Origin of the sequence: Vibrio sp. McD22-P3 (assembly GCF_021568915.1) — a bacterium.
In the GTDB taxonomy this organism is placed as follows: Bacteria; Pseudomonadota; Gammaproteobacteria; order Enterobacterales; family Vibrionaceae; genus Vibrio; species Vibrio mediterranei.
In genome coordinates this window covers 60,854-80,112 of record NZ_JAKGTN010000011.1, presented here as the reverse complement: position 1 = coordinate 80,112, position 19,259 = coordinate 60,854, and the positions used below count along the sequence as shown (strand labels likewise).

Below are 19,259 nucleotides of genomic sequence, written 5' to 3'. Positions count from 1 at the left end.
AGCCTAATGGTTACTATTTGAGCTTAGTAAAGTTTACGTTTACGTCAACTGCACTATAGTTATACGTAGAGTTCCAAAATGGATCCATTTTGCAAAATTAGGTGGTGAACATGGAAAGAGAATGCATGGAATTTGACGTGGTTATAGTTGGTGCCGGTCCTGCGGGGCTTGCTAGTGCCATCCATCTTATTCAGCTTGCGACGCAAAACGAGTCAGAGTTATCGGTATGTGTGATTGAGAAAGGTGCCGAAATTGGGGTTCATATCCTCTCTGGTGCAGTGTTTGAAACCAGAGCGCTTGATGAGCTTATTCCTGACTGGCAATCGCTAAACGCGCCAGTGAACAATCCTGTCCAGCAAGATGACTTCATTTATCTGACCACCCAATACAATCACTTAAACATACCTTCATTTCTAACGCCAACTACACTGCACAACAACGAATCGAATCACATCATTAGTCTTGGCTTGTTGTGTCAATGGCTTGCAGAGCAGGCAGAACGACTTGGCGTTGAAATCTTTCCTGGCTTTGCAGCGCAGAACGTTCTTTATTCAGATACAGGCGCAGTAGTTGGTGTTTGTACTTCAGATATGGGATTAGATAAGCAAGGAAAACAAAAAAGCACGTTTGAAGCAGGCATAGAATTAAAAGGTAAGTACACCATTTTCGCTGAAGGTGCGCGTGGCCATTTAGGCAAGGAACTTATTCATAGATTTAAGCTCGATCAGGGCAAGCAGCCACAGCATTACGCTCTTGGATTCAAAGAAGTTTGGCAACTACCCGATGAGCAGCCCCACTACGCCAAAGGCAAAGTCATTCATGGCGTCGGTTGGCCCTTGCACGACTCTAAAACCACAGGAGGCACTTTTGTCTACCACTTGGACAATCATCAAATCGCTGTAGGTCTTATTGTCGACCTTAATTACACCAACCCTCACCTAAGTCCCTTTGACGAATTTCAACGCTTCAAACACCACCCAGCCATTGCGAAATACCTTCATGATGGAGACCGTATCTCGTTTGGTGCAAGAGCCATCGCTAAAGGTGGCCTTCGTTCGCTCCCCAAACAGCAGTTCCTTGGAGGGCTGCTCATTGGTTGCGATGCTGGCACACTGAACATGGGCAAAATAAAAGGCACCCATACCGCAATGAAGTCCGGCATGTTATCTGCCGAGGCGGTTTATCAGCAACTCGCGAAGGGATGCGAGCATAATGAACCGGATTATCAATCCTTATTTGAAGCGTCGTGGCTCCATCAAGAACTCAGCGACACACAAAACTTTGGCGCTAACTTGCATCGTTTTGGCGAACCTCTGGGAGGTATGCTCAATGTGCTAGAACAAAATGTATGGACACGTTTATTCAATCGCCCGATTCCTTGGAGAGTGACTGACGCCAGTGATGATCACTCACAGTTAGCACATAAAAGCAGTGTGCCTAACATCACCTACCCAAAGCCCGATGGCGTATTGAGTTTTGACAAACCCTCTTCGGTTTATTTGTCTGGTACCCAGCATGAAGAGAATCAACCGTGTCATCTGCAACTTCTCGATGTCAATGTGGTCACCGATAGCCATATTCCACAGTTTGACGAGCCTAGTCAGCGCTATTGTCCTGCTGGTGTGTATGAGATTATTGAAGTGGAAGGTCGCAAACAGCTGCAAATCAACGCCAGTAACTGTCTGCATTGCAAGACTTGCGATATTAAAGACCCATCAGCCAATATAAAATGGACCCCACCAGAAGGCGGTGGCGGTCCAAATTATCAAGCTATGTAATCGTCAATAAGAACAAAGGCGGTTAAATCACCAGACCGCCATCCACTTCGATGACGCGACCATTCACGTATTCATTTTCCAGTATAAAACGCACCGTATGAGCGATCTCTGACGGATCGGCCATTCGTCTTACTGGAACCATATGCTCAAGTCTTTCACGAGCTTCTGGCTTCATTTGCGCGGTCATTGATGTCTCAACGACACCCGGAGCAATGGCAGCAGCGCGAATGCCATAGCGCGCAAGTTCTTTCCCCCAAACGGAAGCCATGGTCGCCACCGCCGCCTTAGAAGCGGCGTAGTTGGTTTGCCCCATATTACCTGCTCTCGACACACTTGAGATGTTGATAATAACGCCTCTTGAATCCGTCTCGATCATTTTTACTGCGGCTTCACGGCCACACAAAAACGTACCGGTGAGATTGACGTTAATGACCGAGTTGAACTGGTCTAAAGACATCTTAGATATCTCACCATCTCTCGCTTTAACTAACATGCCATCGCGAAGAATACCGGCATTATTAATCAAACCATTTAGCGCCCCAAAATCAGTGACAATGTCACTAAATACAGATTCCACCTGCTCTTCATTGGTCACATCTACTTGATAGATTTGTGCTTTAACCCCTAAATCCTCACACAACTGTTTGGTCTGTGCCAACGCTTCAAGGTTCACGTCCATCAATGCGAGATGCGCTCCTTGTTGTGCGAGACTTGTCGCCATTGTTTGACCTAATCCTTGGCCAGCACCGGTAATGGCGATAACGCTCTGTTTCAGTTCCATCTACTTCTCCCTTTCACTACGAAAATACTCAAACAGACTGGAGAAATCTAACTCTGCATTGCCATTATTGTTATGAAATGCGTAGAGATTACGCGCTAATGCGCCCATAGGAACAGCAGATTGGCTATTAGCCGCAGCCTGCATCCCTAATCCCAAGTCTTTTGACATCAACTTACTCATAAAGCCCGGAGCGTACTGATTGCTCGCTGGAGCAGATTCCATTACTCCCGGACAAGGGTTATATAGTTCTAAAACCCAGTTTCTTCCAGAGCTCTGTTGCATAATATTTGATAGTACCTCAGGGTTGAGACCGTTATCGACCCCAAGGCTCAAGGCTTCACAAGTTCCAGACATGACGATGCCCAATAACAAGTTATTACAAATTTTAGCCATTTGGCCGTCACCGGCTTGCCCTGCATGGAAGATGTTCTTCCCCATATGAGCTAAGATTTGTTGTGAGGTTTCAAACGCTTGCTCAGTACCACCGACAATAAATGTAAGCGTTCCAGCTTTGGCACCTGCTACGCCACCAGAGACAGGCGCATCAACAAAACTCAATCCATTTTTGGTTGCCTCTTTAGCAACTAACTTTGCGGAATCCGGATCAATTGTCGAAGAATCTATAAGGAATGTACCCGGTTTTACCAATTTGAGTAGCCCTTCACCTCCATGATGGTCACCTAAATACACCGCTCGCACATGCTCTCCCGCTGGAAGCATGGTTATTACCGCATCAACATTTTCAACCGCCGCTTCTAGGCTGTTAAATGCCTTCGCACCGACAGATTCAAGCTTCTTAGCAAGCTCAGGGACAAGATCAAAGACATTGACGGATAAACCGGCTTTTAACAGGTTTTCCACCATAGGACCGCCCATGTTACCAAGCCCAACAAATGCAATGGTATTACATTCTGACTGATTCATAGCGCTTCTCCTTAAACCCGACCAAGCTGAAATAGAGGATGTTCTTGCTCTCGCCACAATGAGGTAAACAACTCGTCAATTACGGCTTTATCAACTGAGTTAATGTTTGGATACTTCCAATGTGGTGCGCCGTCTTTGTCAACTAGACGTGAACGCACCCCTTCTTCAAATTCCCCTAATGTAGCGCTCCTAACACCGAGAATCAGTTCGAGTCGAAAACAATCCGCAAGCGATAAATTGCTATAGTCATTAATTTGTCGAAAACAGATATGAGCAGTAATAGGACTGCCTCCAGTTAGGTTATGTTTCGCTGCTGTCAACCACCTTTCGTTACCCGGTAACGCCATGATATTAGTGAATACCGTCCCAATGTCGGTTGCGTTGCATGCCGCGCAAATTTCATTCAAGCGCGGTTTCAACTGAGGTGCTGGCAAGTTGGACTTATCTTTGGCGGCCAATTTATCTAAACATTCAGAGATAAATTCGTAACTATCTTCGACACAGATCCAATTGGTTTCTTGCAACTGATTAATGAACTTCTCTTTAGCATCAGGGACAACTAAATGGTCCGCCATATGAATGTCCATCGCATCCGTGGCATTAAACATGACGCCAGTCAGTCCTAAAAACAGGCCCAAGCGGTCTTCAAGTTGGTTAAGGAAGTAAGTTGCCCCCACATCGGGGAAGAGGCCGATGCTAATTTCTGGCATGGCTAAACGTGATGCAGGCGTGACAACCTTATGGCTGGTTCCCATAAACAGCCCCATTCCTCCGCCCATCACAATACCGTCTCCCCAACCAATGATAGGCTTACAGTAGCTATGAATGAGGTAGTCGCACTCATATTCCACGCTAAAAAACTGCTCGCAGTACGCTTTGGCCACATCTGCTGGTTCCGTTTTCATCATGGTGTGCATGGCTCGTACATCGCCACCCGCACAGAACGCCTTTTCACCCGCACCGTCCAAAACCACACACACCACTCGCTCGTCCTGATGCCACTTTTCGAGTTGTTGTTTCAGTAGCACAATCATATTGTGAGTGAGTGCATTTAATGAGGTACTGTTATCTAACGTGGCTATAGCAACTACATAGCCGTCTTCACCACAGGGAAGTTCTTGAAAATTCACCGTATCTAACATTTTGCTCTCCTAGCTGTTCTTCCATTCGGGTGGTCTTTTTTCTAGAAAAGCATTCACCCCTTCTCGTTGATCCTCGGTATCAAACAATCGGATGAACAGCTCTCGTTCTTTGACTAAACCATGAGAAATAAAATCGTGTCGATTTGACTGAATCAATGTCTTGCATGCCGTTACCGAGCTAGGTGATTGATGAGCAACTTGCTCTGCCAACGCTACTGCGACAGACAGCGCCTTACCCCTTTCAACAACCTCTTCAACCAATCTTATATCCAGTGCTTTTTGTGCCGATACTTGCTCTCCACACAAAATGATTCGTTTTGCCCAGCCTTCACCTACCAGAGCCGTAAGGTTTTGCGTTCCCCCCGCACAAGGTAGTAAACCCACTTTTGCTTCCGGAAGTGCTAAGACGGCCTGTTGCTCTGCAATTCGAATATCACAAGCGAGCGCTACCTCTAAACCGCCTCCCATCGCGTAGCCGTTAATTGCGGCAATTGATACGCCGCGAAAACCGGACAACGCCTCAAACGCTTCTCCGAACACTCTTGACATGGTGCAAGCACTTTCTTTATCCCCTTGAGCAAAAACCTTCAAATCAGCACCGGCGGAAAAGAATTTGTCTCCGTTGCCTGTGATAACCAGCGCATAGACATCTTTGTTATCGTTTAGCTCGAATATCAGCTGTTTAAGACGAACTAAGCTTTCACACGTCCACGTATTGGCGGGTGGATTGTGCATGGTTAACACAGCCACGTGATTATCAATGGTATAAGGAATCGAACTGACCTCTGACATTTTGTCTTCTCCGTGTTGAATGCGTTACTCAATAGCGAATGCGTCGCTTAGGACTCGTCTTGCAATGATCAAGCGCATAATCTCGTTGGTCCCTTCTAAGATTTGATGCACTCTTACGTCTCTGAAATGACGCTCAAGCGAGTATTCTTTGATGTAGCCGTAACCACCAAAGAGTTGCAACACACCATCGCACACTTTAAATCCAACGTCGGTTGCGAATCGTTTCGCCATCGCGCAATAGGTCGTCGCATCTGGATGCTGATTGTCTAGATTAAATGCGGCCAAACGTACCATCTGTCTCGCCGCAACCAACTCCGTTGCCAAGTCTGCCAACTTAAACTGTAAAGCTTGAAACTGGCTTAAACTACTTCCAAATTGCTTTCGTTCATGAAGATACTGAGCAGCTTGATTTAACGCATGCTGTGCCGTTCCTACGGAACAAGTCGCGATATTGATTCGCCCACCATCCAGCCCTTTCATGGCAAAGGTAAAACCTTGTCCCTCTTCACCTAAGCGATATTTCGCAGGGACAACAACGTTATCGAATGTGATGGCTCGCGTTGGTTGGCTATTCCAGCCCATCTTCGGCTCTTTGCGTCCATAACTGACTCCATCACAATCTGCAGGTACAACAAATGCCGAAATACCTTTAGCACCAGTGCCACCCGTTCTTGCCATTACCACTAATACATCGGTCTCCCCCCCCCCCTGAGATAAAGGCTTTTGAACCGTTAATGATGTAACTGTCTTCTTGTCTCTCGGCAGTTGTCAGCAATGAAGCCGCATCTGATCCCGCAGTCGCCTCCGTTAAACAGTAAGACCCCAGCCAATCTCCACTAATTAAACTAGGACAAAACGCCTGCTTAGCCTCTTCCGTTCCAAAACTGGCTACCATCCATGTCACCATATTGTGGATGGTCATAAAGGCCGTGGTGGAGGTACAACCCATGCTTAGCTTTTCAAACACAATAGACGAGTCAAGACGACTTAATCCTAAACCGCCTTCTTGTTCTGGTGTATACAGTGCCAAAAAGCCCAATTCACCAGCTTGCTTTAACACCTCTTTAGGGAAGATACATTCTTCGTCCCATTGTGCTGCATTAGGCATTAAGTGCTCATTGGCAAACTGAAAAGCCGTCTCCGAAAACGCTCGTTGGTCTTCATTCAGTTCAAAATCCATAGCATTACCTCACCATCCACTTTCATGATTTAAGCGCTCTGCGATTTTCCGCAGTGAAACTACTTAAGTTGAATCGTCAAATTAGGCCCATCAGGAATATCATCGTCAAACCAACGCGACGTGACTGTTTTGGTTTCCGTATAGAAGCGCACAGCTTGCTTACCGTAAGCATGCAGATCACCATAAAAACTCCCACGCCATCCGGTGAAAGAGAAAAATGGTAATGGCACGGGAATAGGAACATTGATCCCTACCTGACCGACAAGCACTTCGTGTTGATATTTCCTTGCCGCAGCGCCACTAGCAGTGAAAATTGAAGTACCGTTACCGTAGGGATTTCGATTTACTAGCTCAAGCGCCTGTTCGAGCGTATCCACTTCAACGCACACTAAAACCGGACCAAAAATTTCTTGTTGGTAGATAGACATGTCAGTCGTAACACCCCTAAACAAGGTGGGGCCAACCCAATTGCCATTGGGATAGCCATCTACTCTACAGTGACTACCATCGAGTTCGCATATCGCTCCAGATTGCTTACCTTCCTCAATAAAAGACAAAACTCGCTGCTTAGCCTGTTGGCTGATTAATGGACCGTAAGCAGCTTCAGGATCCTCTTTGGATCCAGGTTTAATCTTCGCCATTTCAACTTTCAGTTCAGCTATCCATTGCTTAGAGGAACCAACAAATACAGCGACTGAAATCGCCATACATCGCTGCCCCGCCGCTCCGACGGATGCTCCTACAAGGTTATTTATTACCTGAGCTTTATTTGCATCCGGCATAACCACCATATGGTTTTTAGCCCCTGCAAATGCTTGAACCCGTTTGTGGTATTGAGTGCCTACTTGATAGATGTATTGAGCGGTCGGTACCGAGCCTACAAATGATATGGCTTTGATATCTGGATGTTTCAGCAAATAATCCACTTGAGGCTTCGTACCGTGAATCACTTGAAGAACTCCACTAGGCGCACCCGCCTGCTGAAATAACTCAGCAAGCATTATCGATGTTAGCGGCACCTGTTCAGAGGGTTTGAGGACAAAGCTGTTTCCGGCTGCAACTGCTATAGGAAACATCCAAAGCGGAATCATAGCTGGAAAGTTAAAAGGCGTAATACCACAACAAACGCCAAGGGGCTGAACAATAGAATAGCCATCTATATCTGTCGCTACGTTCTCGACAGTCTCTCCCATCATATTGCTGGCAATATTAGCGGCTTGCTCGACGACCTCAATGCCACGCCAAACATCTCCCTTGGCATCCGCCAATGTTTTACCTGTCTCTTTTGAAAGCAGTTCTGCGATATCATCATGATGTTCCTTGAGTAAATGCTGATAACGAAGCATCACTCGCGCGCGTTCAGAAATAGGTACCTCTTTCCAATCCTTTTGCGCTTGTACGGCACTTTCAATAGCACGCTGTATCTCAATGTCGAGCGTGACTGGTACCGAGCCAATGATTTCATTGGTCGCTGGGTTGGTGACGTCTAGCCATTCAGATGCTAATGATTGACGGCATTCACCGTCGATAAACAAAGGCACTTTCTCACTCATGATCTCCCTCTCCGTATTAACGCGGAATTTCAATAGCTATTGCGGTCGCTTCCCCACCACCAATACACAATGCAGCTACACCTTTGAGCGAGCTTTTCTCGCTCTCTGAATCCGCTAATTTTGCTTTCAAACTATGAATTAGAGTAACCAGTATTCGTGCGCCACTTGCACCAAGAGGATGACCTAACGCACAGGCTCCTCCATTCACATTCACTTTGTCGCTGTCCAATTTAAAATGATTCACCGCTATTTGCGTTACGACAGCAAACGCCTCATTGATCTCCCATCCATCTACGTCATCCACGCACCATTCGAGTCTAGTAAGTAACTGTTTGATAGCTCCAACAGGGGCCAACGTGAATTCGCTAGGTTTTCTGGCAAACGATGCGTGCCCTTTGATGATGGCTAAAGGCTTGAGCTGCAGAGCGATAGCCTGCTCTTTTTCCATCAGCAGAAGCGCAGCCGCTCCGTCAGAGATAGCGCTTGAGTTTGCTGCGGTAATGGTGCCCTGTTGACTAAAGGCGGGTTTCAACTTTGGAATTTTGTCGAGTTTGATGGTTTTTGGTAATTCATCTTCATTAATTGGCTCATGGTGCTGGCTATCGAGTGGCGCTATTTCGTTGCGAAATAAACCTTGTTGCTGCGCATTGAGCGCACGCTCTGCAGACATGGTCGCCCAACGGTCCATTTGCTCACGAGAGAAACCAAGCTCATCCGCGACAGCTTGTCCGTAAACGCCCATTAGCTTGCCTTCATAGGCATCCTCTAAACCATCGGTAAACATATGGTCGTAGGCAGACTTGTGCCCGATTCGCATCCCTTGTCTTGCATTGGGCAACAAGTAAGGCGCGTTGGTCATGCTTTCCATACCACCAGCGATCACACAGTTTGCCTCGCCAAATTGAATCATCGAATGGGCAAGCATTACCGTTTTCATGCCAGAGCCGCATACCTTATTAATCGTGGTACAAGGAACCGACTCCGCTATTCCAGCGCCTAGAGCAGCCTGTCTCGCTGGCGCTTGACCACACCCAGCAGGCAACACACATCCCATCAAGAGTTCATCAACGGAAGATCGGTCTAAAGCAACATTATTCAACACCGCCTTTATCGCAGCACTTCCCAACTGTGGAGCAGTGAATGACGACAGTTCACCTTGAAACCGTCCCATCGGTGTTCGTTTTGCAGCGACAATCCAGACTTCTCGTTGATGCATTACTCTCTCCTTGTGCCCTTGTGACGACGTTGGTCTTTAAACTGCATTCTCGACTATTTCCTTGACGTATGAGTAAGCATAGCACTAACATTTACGTAAACGTAAAGAAACAACTTAATAACGTATCATTTTTTCATTACGCCAATGTCGGACATCACTACATCAAACGACTGGGTAATGACTTTTAAAATTAATGCAGTGGTCGCGAAGCCTGACCAAAACATAGTTCGGAGAGCAGTAACCGATGGAAACTTATAAGATCAGCGAGCTCGCAAAAGAATTTGATGTAACAACTCGCAGCATTCGTTTTTACGAAGATGAAGGATTAATACAACCTGACCGTAAAGGCACGATGCGAATCTATCAACGAAGAGACAAGATTCGCTTGAAGTTAATACTGCGCGGTAAAAGACTTGGGTTCTCTCTTGCGGAGATACGCGAGTTATTTGAGCTTTATGACACACATCAGGGAGAGCATCAGCTCACGCAAATGCTCAACATCATTGATGAAAAAGAAGCGGTTTTAAAACGCCAACTTGAAGACATTAATGCACTACTGGAAGACTTATCTGTGGCAAAGAAACGTTGTATCGAAGCCTTAGGAAAGCAGAAAACAAGCTAATTGCTTCTGACGCTGTGATTCATTGCCAAAGTAACAGGATGTAGAGTCTCTTCCAGATAAAGGGAGGTTCTATGATTAGTCAGTACAGCCCACTGAACTTTGGGCTTGATGAATCCATTAACTTACTGCGCGAGCATGTCAGTGTTTTTGCTCGCGAACGCATCGCCCCTATCGCTGCACGAGTAGATGCGGATAACGCATTTCCAAACCACCTCTGGCCAGAGCTTGGTGAGATGGGTCTACTCGGCGTAACCGTTGACGAGCAATATGGTGGTGCTGCCATGGGATATCTTGCTCATGTCATCGCTCTAGAAGAAGTCAGCCGCGCTTCTGCTTCCATTGCCCTCAGTTACGGAGCTCACTCCAACCTTTGCGTTAATCAAATCTTTCGAAATGGTAATGATGCCCAGCGAGCAAAATACCTCCCAAGACTCGTTGATGGTACTCACATTGGTGCATTAGCGATGAGTGAAGCAAATGCAGGCTCAGATGTCATAAGCATGCAGCTTCGCGCAGAAAGACACGGTGACCACTTTGTGCTTAATGGCTGCAAGATGTGGATTACCAATGGCCCAGATGCGGATGTGGTTGTGGTTTATGCCAAGACTGAACCTTCAGCGGCTCAACACGGCATTACTGCTTTCATTATTGAAAAACAATTCGAAGGATTCAACCACGCACAAAAACTCGACAAACTTGGCATGAGAGGCTCCAACACCTGCGAACTTGTGTTTCAAAACTGCAAAGTACCCTTAGAAAATGTTCTAGGGGAAATCAATCACGGTGTTGAAGTACTGATGAGCGGGCTTGACTACGAGCGTGTCGTGCTAGCAGCGGGTCCACTAGGCATCATGCAGGCCTGCCTTGATTTGGTTGTCCCCTACGTTCACGAACGAAAGCAGTTCGGCCGCTCTATTGGTGAGTTTCAATTGGTCCAAGCAAAACTCGCTGATATGTATACACGCTGCAATGCTGCACGTGCCTATTTGTATGCGGTCGCCAGCGCTTGCGATAGAGGCGAAATTACTCGAAAAGATTCTGCTGGTGTCATTCTCTACAACGCTGAGCTTGCAACACAAATGGCGTTAGATGCGATCCAATTGTTAGGCGGGAATGGCTATATCAATGAATATGCAGCAGGACGTTTGTTGCGTGACGCTAAGCTATATGAAATCGGTGCCGGCACATCAGAAATCCGCCGCATGCTTATCGGCCGAGAGCTATTCCAAGAGTCTCAATAGCGGAGGGATTTATGACTAAAATTGTCAGTAAAGTGAAACCCAATTCAGAGCTTTATCTAAAAAACCAAAAAGCAATGAATGCGCTTGTGGCACAGCTTGAAACCGACCTTTCAACCATCGCGGAAGGCGGTGGCGAAAAAGCCATTCAACGTCAACGTGCAAAAGGAAAACTCCCGGTTCGCGAACGTATTGATGCCCTGCTCGATCAGCATTCTGATTTCCTTGAAATTGGTCAATTTGCAGCATGGGAGGTATACGAGGACAAAGTGCCTTGTGCAGGAGTCGTCGCTGGAATTGGTACGGTTTGCAACACTCAATGTATGATCATTGCTAACGATCCCGCTGTTAAAGGCGGAACCTACTACCCGCTGACCGTCAAAAAGCACCTTCGAGCCCAAGAAATAGCGGCGCGCTGCCACCTTCCCTGTATCTATCTTGTTGACTCTGGGGGAGCAAATTTGCCTCACCAAGCCGAAGTGTTTCCAGACAAGGATCATTTCGGGCGCATTTTCTTTAATCAAGCTCGAATGTCAGCTAAAGGTATACCGCAAATCGCTGTTGTACTCGGTCTATGTACCGCTGGAGGCGCGTATGTTCCCGCTATGGCTGACGTATCCATTATGGTCAAAAATCAAAGTACGATTTTTCTCGCTGGCCCCCCTCTTGTAAAAGCAGCGACCGGAGAAGAAGTGACCGATGAAGAACTTGGTGGCGCGGACGTACACTGTAAAAAGTCCGGTGTCGCTGACTATTACGCCCACAACGAACAACATGCTTTGGAGTTAGCCCGACAAGCCGTTACAAGCACTAACATAAGCAATACGTTACCAGCTAGCCACACCGCTACAAAAACAGGGTCACCTAGTTATGACCCAAGTGAGATATATGGCATCGTAAACAGTGACTTAAGATTATCTTTCGATGTCCGTGAAGTGATAGCTCGAATCGTCGATGACTCTGAGTTTGACGAGTTCAAAGCACTTTACGGAGCAACCTTAGTCTGTGGTTTTGCTCGAATTGATGGACGACTCATTGGAATTGTTGCCAACAACGGCATCTTATTTTCCGAGTCAGCCCAAAAGGGCGCGCATTTTGTTGAACTGTGTGCCAAACGTAAAATCCCTCTGCTTTTTCTGCAAAATATCACTGGTTTTATGGTCGGCAAGCAATATGAAGAAGGCGGTATAGCAAAACATGGTGCCAAACTTGTCATGGCGGTCTCATGTGCCGATGTGCCCAAATTCACTATCATCATTGGGGGTTCATATGGTGCAGGCAATTACGGCATGTGTGGCCGAGCCTACGACCCAACAATGATGTGGATGTGGCCAAATGCACGCATCTCAGTGATGGGGGGATTACAAGCGGCTAATGTGCTCACTCAAGTAAAACGTGAGGTGAAGAAACGTCAGAATCAACAATGGCCCGAACAGGAAGAGCAAAGCTACAAACAAAATATTGTCGACCGCTATAACAATGAAGGCCATCCCTATTACGCCAGTGCTAGACTTTGGGACGATGGCATTATCGATCCCAAAGACACACGCCGTATTCTGATGCTTGCGCTGCGTGCTACTGATAACGCTCCTATCCCCGATAGTGAGTTTGGCATATTTCGAATGTAACGGGCTGCGGTTATGACTAATCTCAATACTATTAAACTTACCGTCGACACCAAAGGAGTCGCTCATCTGACGTTAGATCGTCAACATAAAAGCAATGCCTTTGATGGTGCCATGATTGAGGATCTGCTCGATGCACTGCTTAGCGTTGGGAACGACAAGAATATCCGCTGCTTAGTGTTACGTGGTAACGGAAAGCACTTCTCCGCCGGAGCTGATTTGGCCTGGATGAAATCCATGGCCAACAAAAGTCAAAACGAAAACTTGGAAGATGCCCAAAAACTTGCCGAACTAATGAAGCGTCTAGACACGCTAACGATTCCAACCGTAGCCGTCGTTCAAGGTTCGGCATTTGGCGGGGCATTAGGTCTACTGTGCTGCTGCGATGTTGTAGTTGCTCATGCCGACTGTCGTTTCTGTCTTAGCGAAGTGAAACTTGGACTTGTTCCTGCAACCATTGGACCTTACGTCATTCGTACCATAGGTGCCCGTTATGCTCGACGTTATATGCTGAGTGCTGAAGTCATGGGCGCCCCTCAAGCTCTGGAGCTTGGAATTGTCCACGAGGTACTACTAGGTAGTAAAATTGACCCCTTCGTAGATGCACTGGTCGATAAATTCGTTGCCAATAGCCCAAACGCAATAGCAAACACAAAGGCCTTGATTCAGCACTGCCACAACCATACGATCGATCCTCCATTGATCGATTTCACAAGCCAAGTTATTGCCGATGCTCGTACCTCTTCTCAAGGTCAGAAAGGTCTGCAAGCCTTCTTCGACAAAGTGCCGCCTATTTGGAAAGAAGAGGATTAAATTCTAATGGCTACCCTTACTAATCCTGTCCTTCCTAGTCACGTTAATATTGTTGAAGTGGGTCCGCGAGATGGATTACAGAACGAAAACAACGTAGACACGTCACACAAAGTGAACCTAATCAATCAACTGACAGCCGCTGGACTAACACATATTGAGTCAGGAGCGTTTGTGGCGGCAAAACGTATTCCTCAAATGGCGGACTCATCTAACGTTTTTCAACTAATAACTAAGCAAAATAAAGTCACCTACTCTGCCCTAACGCCTAATTTACAAGGCTTCGAAGCGGCTCTCACTGCAGGTGCTGACGAAGTGGCCGTATTTACTTCCTGCTCTGAGTCTTTTACTCAACGAAACATCCATTGCTCAATTGGAGAAAGCATTCGACGGTTCATTCCCGTCATTGAAGCTGCTCATCAACACAATTTAAGAGTTCGTGGCTACCTCTCGTGCATCGTTGATTGCCCCTATGAAGGTAAAACCACGCCTGAGCAAGTGGCAGCGATCAGTGACACCCTAATAGAGTTAGGTTGTTATCAGGTGTCACTAGGCGACACCATCGGTACAGGAACACCACTGAGAATAGCTAGGGTGTTAGAAGCTGTCTTGGAGAATGTCCCCACATCGCAATTGGCCGTTCATTTTCACGATACGTACGGGCAGTCGCTTGCCAATCTTTATCAAGCGCTACTAATGGGTATTCAAACCATAGACAGCAGCGTCGCCGGACTTGGGGGATGCCCTTACGCCGATGGAGCGTCTGGAAATGTGGCAACTGAGGATGTGCTCTATCTCTGCCATGAGTTGGGAATCGCTACAGGTGTAGACCTTGAGTCTGTCGCCCGAGCTGGTTGGACAATCTGTAACGCACTGAACAAAGAGCCAGCATCAAAAGTATCACTGGCTCTAAGGGCGAAGCAAAGTCAACGTTAATTAGTAGCTATTGCTTAAGTCATAGACACGTAGCGTCGATAGCAGTGTCTCTAACTCCTCACCAATATAGTTAACCTGATAAGGCTCATTGGGCAACAAAGTAAAACTGGAATCACTAAATCGCCCAGAACCGTCGTGCTCCAAATGAACGAAAAACGCTGGTTTATCAGCGGTTAGTATTATCGCACTTCCGTCGATATCCACTTGAATTTTCGCTTTGCTAATGGCCAACTGTTTCACCTCGGGTTTAGCAAACCAGGTATTCTGACTCCACTCACCTTGAGATTCGAAGCGGACAAAGAAGAAACCATGGTCAGCTCGCGTCTGCCACTGCGATTTGTTCAACGACCAAACTTCTTGATTTTCATCCGGTGCGATATCAAGGTTCAAATTCCAGTTGCCAAGTGGTTCACCATTCCAACTCATCCACATCACTTCAGCGGTGACCTTTTCTTGAGTTCTTCGATTGTTAACCAGCCTCAAGGTCAGGGCATCATCAGTCTCAACAAATGGTACATAGGTAGGAGCAAATACACGTTTGGCATGATAATGAAGTTGTTTCCAGCGACCGCTATATTCAATACTTGACCAAGAACTTACCGGCCAGTTGTCATTTAATTGCCAGTACAACATTCCTCGACAAATCGTAGATATAGAGCGCCAGTACTCACAACCGGTTTTAATCGCAATGGATTGTTGAACTTGGCTTAAATACAGCATCTGCTCAAAGCTAGCCGGAAACCGAAAATATCTGGTAAACATCTCGGTAATAATGCTATTACCAGAGGCATTCTTTTGGTGTCCTTCAAATGTAGGTGAGGTTACGTTCCAATCTTCTTGCGGTACAAAGGTTTTTACTTCTGATAATGAAGGCCATGACTGAAAGCCAAACTCCGAACAAAATCGGGGTTTAATATTATGGTAAGCATTAAACGACGCACCAGAATGCCACACTTCCCAAAAGTGCATATCGCCTCGTGCATCATCGTGCCATGAATCGCCATAATCGAGCTCTCCGTTACAAGGAGACGAAGACCAGAACTTTCGTGATGGGTCTTCTTGAGCGACGAAATCCGCTAGCTTACGGTTTAATCGGTCATAGTTCACCACGTAGCGGTCTCTGCTGTTTCTCGATTCTTCATACCAATTCAACGCGCCTATTACTTCATTATCACCACACCACAAGGCAATACAGGCGTGGTCTTTTAACCGCTGAACTTGGTAGCGTACTTCGGGTTCTACATCGTCAACGAATGTCTGAGTGGATGGATAAAGCGAACAGGCAAACATGAGGTCTTGCCAGACTAGCAAACCTAACTCATCACATGTTTGATAGAAGATATCGGCTTCATACTGGCCGCCACCCCAAACCCGAATCATATTCATGTTAGCGGCGACCGCATCACCCAATAAGGACTCATAACGAGTTTTGCTTTCTCGCGCAGGCATGGCATCCATAGGAATCCAGTTCGCACCGCGCGCTGTAATAGGAAAATCGTTAATACGAAATTCCATCGCAGAGCCAATGTCATCTTCTGCATTGTTAAGCTCTAGCTTACGCAAACCAAGGCGTTTGTTTATTGTTTGACCGTCCATTGTGACGTTTAAATCATACAGTGGCTGCTCACCATATCCCGCTGGCCACCAGAGTTTGGGAGTCTCAACGGTAAAATTAACTGACGTCACCTCGCCGTCTGAGCTTTTAACTCGCGTTTCAACTTCATCAAATCCAATCGATATCTCTACGCCAGAAACAGCTTGGTGGTAAACCTGTACCACAACTTCAACTGAGCCGTCCTCTTTCCAGATTTGCTCCGTTGATACGCGATCTAAGCTAACTTCGTTAACCACGCTGATGAAGACATCGTCATAGATGCCGGAAACAACTAGGCAAATTCCCCAATCCCAACCCGAATGACACTGGGTTTTACGTAGCAAGTTCATATGAGGGATTTGGTTATTGCTTCCCATCGAAGACGGTATTGGGAAAGGTAATGATATCGATCTATTTTTAGCTTCAAGATGGGCTGGCGTAAAAGTGATACAAATGGTGTTAACGCCAAGCTGAACATATGGCTTGATATCTATCCTACGCGAGACAAACATATTGGAAAAAGTGTCGACTTCTGTTCCGTTGATGACAAGCTTCGCTACCGTATCTAGGCGAGACAAGCACAAGAGTAACTGCTCAGAGGATAACTGCTGCTGACTCAATTCAAAGGCGCGACTAATTTGCCACTCACAATCCCGAACCCACTGAACCTCTTGCTCGTTACAACCCCAATATGGGTCGTTAATCACATCGGCTTTAAGTAGAGCAGAGTAATTATCGCCTGGTACTTGCATTGTTACTTCAACTTCCGGTTTTTGTTTACTTGTTAACAGCCAATCACCGTTCAGATTTATTCTCGTCATACACTTTCCCTAATATGCTTCAGACTTAAAATAACTATATAGTTTTATATTTACTCTTAAACTATATAGTTATCTAGTGAAACAAATGGGTTATGTGAACTGTTTATTTGTGGAGTAACAAAAGTTTGAACTCATACCCAAACCTTGCCTTGATGCCCATTTTAATCTCACTTAGTGAGAATATTCTTACAGCCCAAAAAGTCTATCGTGCGGTTTTAGTCGCTCCCGATCACACTTTTGGCTAAAACCATGTATAATGCGCGGCTATCAAACCGGTGATACTCAAAGTAAGTACCACATAACTATTCGGACGGAGGCTTAGGCCCGTCTCACCAAATAAAAGGTATAAGTATGTCTATTGAAGCAACTATGCTTGAACGCTGCGAAAACAAATGTGAACTATGTGGTGCTGAAACAGCACTTAAGCCTTTCGCGGTGGCTCCACATACCCAAATCACGGTTGATCACGCGATTATGCTTTGTGACACTTGCACAGGCCAAATTGAAAACCCAGAAACAATGGATGTTAACCACTGGCGCTGCCTAAACGACAGCATGTGGAGTCAAGTTGCTCCTGTTCAAGTTATGGCTTGGCGTCAACTTAAACGTCTTTCTGCTGAAGGCTGGGCTCAAGATCTTGTTGATATGATGTATCTAGAAGAAGAAGTAGCCAAATGGGCAGAACTTGGCCTAGATGAAAACATTGAAAAGCCACGTGATGTAAACGGCGTAGAACTTAAAAAGGGTGACGACGTAACGGTCATTAAAGACCTGCCAATCAAAGGTTCTTCTCAAGTTATCAAACAAGGTACTGTAATTCGTGGCATTAGCGTTAACGCAGACGACCCTAAACACGTTCAAGGCAAAGCAAACGGCCAAGCCATGTATGTGATTGCAGAATACTGCCGCAAGAAATAAAGATGTTCAATTTATAATGAACAGAAGAAGAGCGACCTTAGGGTCGCTTTTTTGTTGCTCCCCTATAACTTAAAACGTGTTTCGACCGGAACATGGTCCGACCCTTGAATCTGTTTTAAACTCTCTCGAAAGCAAATAGTATTTTGCGAGCCACCAACACGCCGAATCCAAAAATGATCTATTGCCACTACAGGCACAAAAGGTATCGACCAACGTTTAATGAATTTAGGCCAACTGGCAACGGGTTGCTTATCAAAGCTTGGTAGTATTTTATTGAATCGCTTTGTCGTACTCGCCAAATTAAAGTCCCCGACCACAATAGTCACATCTAACGGCGACGCTTGCGCCATATCAACAACATCTTCAATCACCTCATTTCTTTCACGCCAGAGTAGTTCCGATCGCGGTGATGGCGGATGGGCAGCTATCAAAAACAAATCTCGTTCGTTGGATGCTCGCCAAACCACTTGAATAATGTTGTGCCCCGATATCGAGGTGGTGGTATTCATACCATACAACGGTGCGCGGCTAAGTATCATTTGACCACTTGGATAACCGACTCGCCTCTGCCCACCATATTGATAAGGATAAAGGTCTTTCAACAGTTTAAGCTGTTCCCCATGTTGCGGGGACACTTCTTGTAATACCAAAATATCTGGGCGTCGCTCACGAACAAAATCAATAAAGTTCCCAAGCTGTTGATTGTCATAATAGGTGTTGTATTGCATCACACTGACGTAATTCTCATCACAACCATCAGAAGTAATAAACTGTGGCGTCGTTCCGAATAGAACCAATGAGATAACCGACAACACCGCAGCCATCATTGCTGCTGACGTCTGTTTAATAATAATCAGAACAATCGTGAAGATAAGATAACACGCGGGAATGAAGACAATAAATGCGGCCAGATTTTCCAGCTGCCAGTTCAGGTCAAAATAGTAGAGATAACACCCCGAAAGTATGGGGAATAGAATAATGCAGAGTAGTAGTAATCGTTGCAAACCATCTCATCTCCAACCGAATTCATATATTCAGTGTAGCGGCTTTAAGTCTATGTGCTCACACAGTTAATTGGTACGAGCTGGTTTGCATGTAGTAATGTTGATTAGTCTTCCGTTTGCGACAATTCTTCGCAGTCAGGTAATTCGAAGCCGATCTCCATAGCATCAAGCCATTCGAGTGCTTCTTCGTTTGTTTGTGTTTCCATAATGTCATCCTGTTTTAGAACAAGCGCCTTTGTATTCATAGCCGTAAACACCAGGCTGCTAACTACAAATCGCTTGAACACTCGTCATAGAGTTTTACCTAACGTATATGACAAAAGTA

The 19,259-nt window shown here is 46.0% G+C and carries 15 protein-coding genes and 1 pseudogene; 7 read left to right on the top strand and 9 right to left on the bottom strand.

All coding sequences use genetic code 11. The features are described 5' to 3' along the window. Nucleotides 1-110 precede the first annotated feature (110 nt). Entirely contained in the window at nt 111-1,778 is a 1,668-nt protein-coding gene (locus L2W36_RS14275) for an electron transfer flavoprotein-ubiquinone oxidoreductase (RefSeq protein WP_236110361.1), read from the top strand. Nucleotides 1,779-1,800: 22 nt separating this feature from the next. Here the strand turns inward: L2W36_RS14275 and L2W36_RS14270 are convergent, their stop codons facing one another. From L2W36_RS14270 to L2W36_RS14235, 7 genes and pseudogenes are all read right to left on the bottom strand, one after another. Further along, nucleotides 1,801-2,559: an SDR family oxidoreductase gene (locus tag L2W36_RS14270; RefSeq protein ID WP_031493739.1), complete on the bottom strand. Its 759-nt coding sequence runs from the start codon at nt 2,557-2,559 to the stop codon at nt 1,801-1,803. After that, nucleotides 2,560-3,483 carry a 3-hydroxyisobutyrate dehydrogenase gene (gene mmsB, locus L2W36_RS14265; protein WP_062458896.1) on the bottom strand — a complete coding sequence of 308 codons (924 nt, stop codon included), beginning with the start codon at nt 3,481-3,483 and terminating at the stop codon, nt 2,560-2,562. Between the two features lie 11 nt (nt 3,484-3,494). Continuing rightward, the gene (locus tag L2W36_RS14260; RefSeq protein WP_236110360.1) at nt 3,495-4,625 is read right to left on the bottom strand and encodes an enoyl-CoA hydratase/isomerase family protein; all 1,131 of its coding nucleotides are present in this window, start codon (nt 4,623-4,625) and stop codon (nt 3,495-3,497) included. A 9-nt stretch (nt 4,626-4,634) separates the two neighbouring features. Continuing rightward, nucleotides 4,635-5,417, bottom strand: a complete 783-nt coding sequence (locus L2W36_RS14255) for an enoyl-CoA hydratase (protein WP_236110359.1) — start codon at nt 5,415-5,417, stop codon at nt 4,635-4,637. A gap of 24 nt (nt 5,418-5,441) precedes the next feature. Next, nucleotides 5,442-6,597 (bottom strand): annotated as a pseudogene (locus L2W36_RS27325) (acyl-CoA dehydrogenase family protein). Between the two features lie 59 nt (nt 6,598-6,656). Then, nucleotides 6,657-8,150, bottom strand: a complete 1,494-nt coding sequence (locus L2W36_RS14240; protein ID WP_236110358.1) for a CoA-acylating methylmalonate-semialdehyde dehydrogenase — start codon at nt 8,148-8,150, stop codon at nt 6,657-6,659. A 16-nt stretch (nt 8,151-8,166) separates the two neighbouring features. Continuing rightward, entirely contained in the window at nt 8,167-9,366 is a 1,200-nt protein-coding gene (locus tag L2W36_RS14235) for a thiolase family protein (protein WP_236110357.1), read from the bottom strand. 244 nt (nt 9,367-9,610) lie between these two features. On the opposite strand from L2W36_RS14235, the gene L2W36_RS14230 reads away from it, so the two are divergent. The 5 genes from L2W36_RS14230 to L2W36_RS14210 all read left to right on the top strand — a co-directional run bounded on the left by L2W36_RS14230 (nt 9,611) and on the right by L2W36_RS14210 (nt 14,597). After that, nucleotides 9,611-9,988: a MerR family transcriptional regulator gene (locus L2W36_RS14230; protein ID WP_006074362.1), complete on the top strand. Its 378-nt coding sequence runs from the start codon at nt 9,611-9,613 to the stop codon at nt 9,986-9,988. Nucleotides 9,989-10,059: 71 nt separating this feature from the next. Continuing rightward, nucleotides 10,060-11,229: an isovaleryl-CoA dehydrogenase gene (locus L2W36_RS14225; RefSeq protein ID WP_236110356.1), complete on the top strand. Its 1,170-nt coding sequence runs from the start codon at nt 10,060-10,062 to the stop codon at nt 11,227-11,229. Between the two features lie 11 nt (nt 11,230-11,240). Next, nucleotides 11,241-12,854 (top strand): carboxyl transferase domain-containing protein, encoded by a 1,614-nt coding sequence (locus L2W36_RS14220; protein ID WP_236110355.1) that lies wholly within the window; start codon nt 11,241-11,243, stop codon nt 12,852-12,854. Nucleotides 12,855-12,866: 12 nt separating this feature from the next. Beyond that, nucleotides 12,867-13,664, top strand: coding sequence for an enoyl-CoA hydratase-related protein (locus L2W36_RS14215; protein WP_236110354.1), 798 nt, complete (start codon nt 12,867-12,869; stop codon nt 13,662-13,664). 6 nt (nt 13,665-13,670) lie between these two features. Further along, the gene (locus L2W36_RS14210; protein ID WP_236110353.1) at nt 13,671-14,597 is read left to right on the top strand and encodes a hydroxymethylglutaryl-CoA lyase; all 927 of its coding nucleotides are present in this window, start codon (nt 13,671-13,673) and stop codon (nt 14,595-14,597) included. On the opposite strand, the gene L2W36_RS14205 is transcribed toward L2W36_RS14210, so the two are convergent. Continuing rightward, the gene (locus L2W36_RS14205; RefSeq protein WP_236110352.1) at nt 14,598-17,012 is read right to left on the bottom strand and encodes a glycoside hydrolase family 2 protein; all 2,415 of its coding nucleotides are present in this window, start codon (nt 17,010-17,012) and stop codon (nt 14,598-14,600) included. It lies immediately after the preceding gene. Nucleotides 17,013-17,363: 351 nt separating this feature from the next. Here L2W36_RS14205 and L2W36_RS14200 point away from each other — a divergent pair, with 351 nt between their 5' ends. Next, nucleotides 17,364-17,930, top strand: coding sequence for a PhnA domain-containing protein (locus L2W36_RS14200; protein WP_006074368.1), 567 nt, complete (start codon nt 17,364-17,366; stop codon nt 17,928-17,930). A 62-nt stretch (nt 17,931-17,992) separates the two neighbouring features. On the opposite strand, the gene L2W36_RS14195 is transcribed toward L2W36_RS14200, so the two are convergent. Then, complete coding sequence (locus L2W36_RS14195; protein WP_198558872.1) at nt 17,993-18,934, bottom strand: endonuclease/exonuclease/phosphatase family protein; 942 nt, start codon at nt 18,932-18,934, stop codon at nt 17,993-17,995. Nucleotides 18,935-19,259: the final 325 nt, after the last annotated feature.

Coding starts and splice junctions, on each gene's coding strand:
- L2W36_RS14275 (WP_236110361.1), top strand. CDS start 111: ATGGAAAGAGAATGCATGGAATTTGACGTGGTTATAGTTGGTGCCGGT.
- L2W36_RS14270 (WP_031493739.1), bottom strand. CDS start 2,559: ATGGAACTGAAACAGAGCGTTATCGCCATTACCGGTGCTGGCCAAGGA.
- mmsB (WP_062458896.1), bottom strand. CDS start 3,483: ATGAATCAGTCAGAATGTAATACCATTGCATTTGTTGGGCTTGGTAAC.
- L2W36_RS14260 (WP_236110360.1), bottom strand. CDS start 4,625: ATGTTAGATACGGTGAATTTTCAAGAACTTCCCTGTGGTGAAGACGGC.
- L2W36_RS14255 (WP_236110359.1), bottom strand. CDS start 5,417: ATGTCAGAGGTCAGTTCGATTCCTTATACCATTGATAATCACGTGGCT.
- L2W36_RS14240 (WP_236110358.1), bottom strand. CDS start 8,150: ATGAGTGAGAAAGTGCCTTTGTTTATCGACGGTGAATGCCGTCAATCA.
- L2W36_RS14235 (WP_236110357.1), bottom strand. CDS start 9,366: ATGCATCAACGAGAAGTCTGGATTGTCGCTGCAAAACGAACACCGATG.
- L2W36_RS14230 (WP_006074362.1), top strand. CDS start 9,611: ATGGAAACTTATAAGATCAGCGAGCTCGCAAAAGAATTTGATGTAACA.
- L2W36_RS14225 (WP_236110356.1), top strand. CDS start 10,060: ATGATTAGTCAGTACAGCCCACTGAACTTTGGGCTTGATGAATCCATT.
- L2W36_RS14220 (WP_236110355.1), top strand. CDS start 11,241: ATGACTAAAATTGTCAGTAAAGTGAAACCCAATTCAGAGCTTTATCTA.
- L2W36_RS14215 (WP_236110354.1), top strand. CDS start 12,867: ATGACTAATCTCAATACTATTAAACTTACCGTCGACACCAAAGGAGTC.
- L2W36_RS14210 (WP_236110353.1), top strand. CDS start 13,671: ATGGCTACCCTTACTAATCCTGTCCTTCCTAGTCACGTTAATATTGTT.
- L2W36_RS14205 (WP_236110352.1), bottom strand. CDS start 17,012: ATGACGAGAATAAATCTGAACGGTGATTGGCTGTTAACAAGTAAACAA.
- L2W36_RS14200 (WP_006074368.1), top strand. CDS start 17,364: ATGTCTATTGAAGCAACTATGCTTGAACGCTGCGAAAACAAATGTGAA.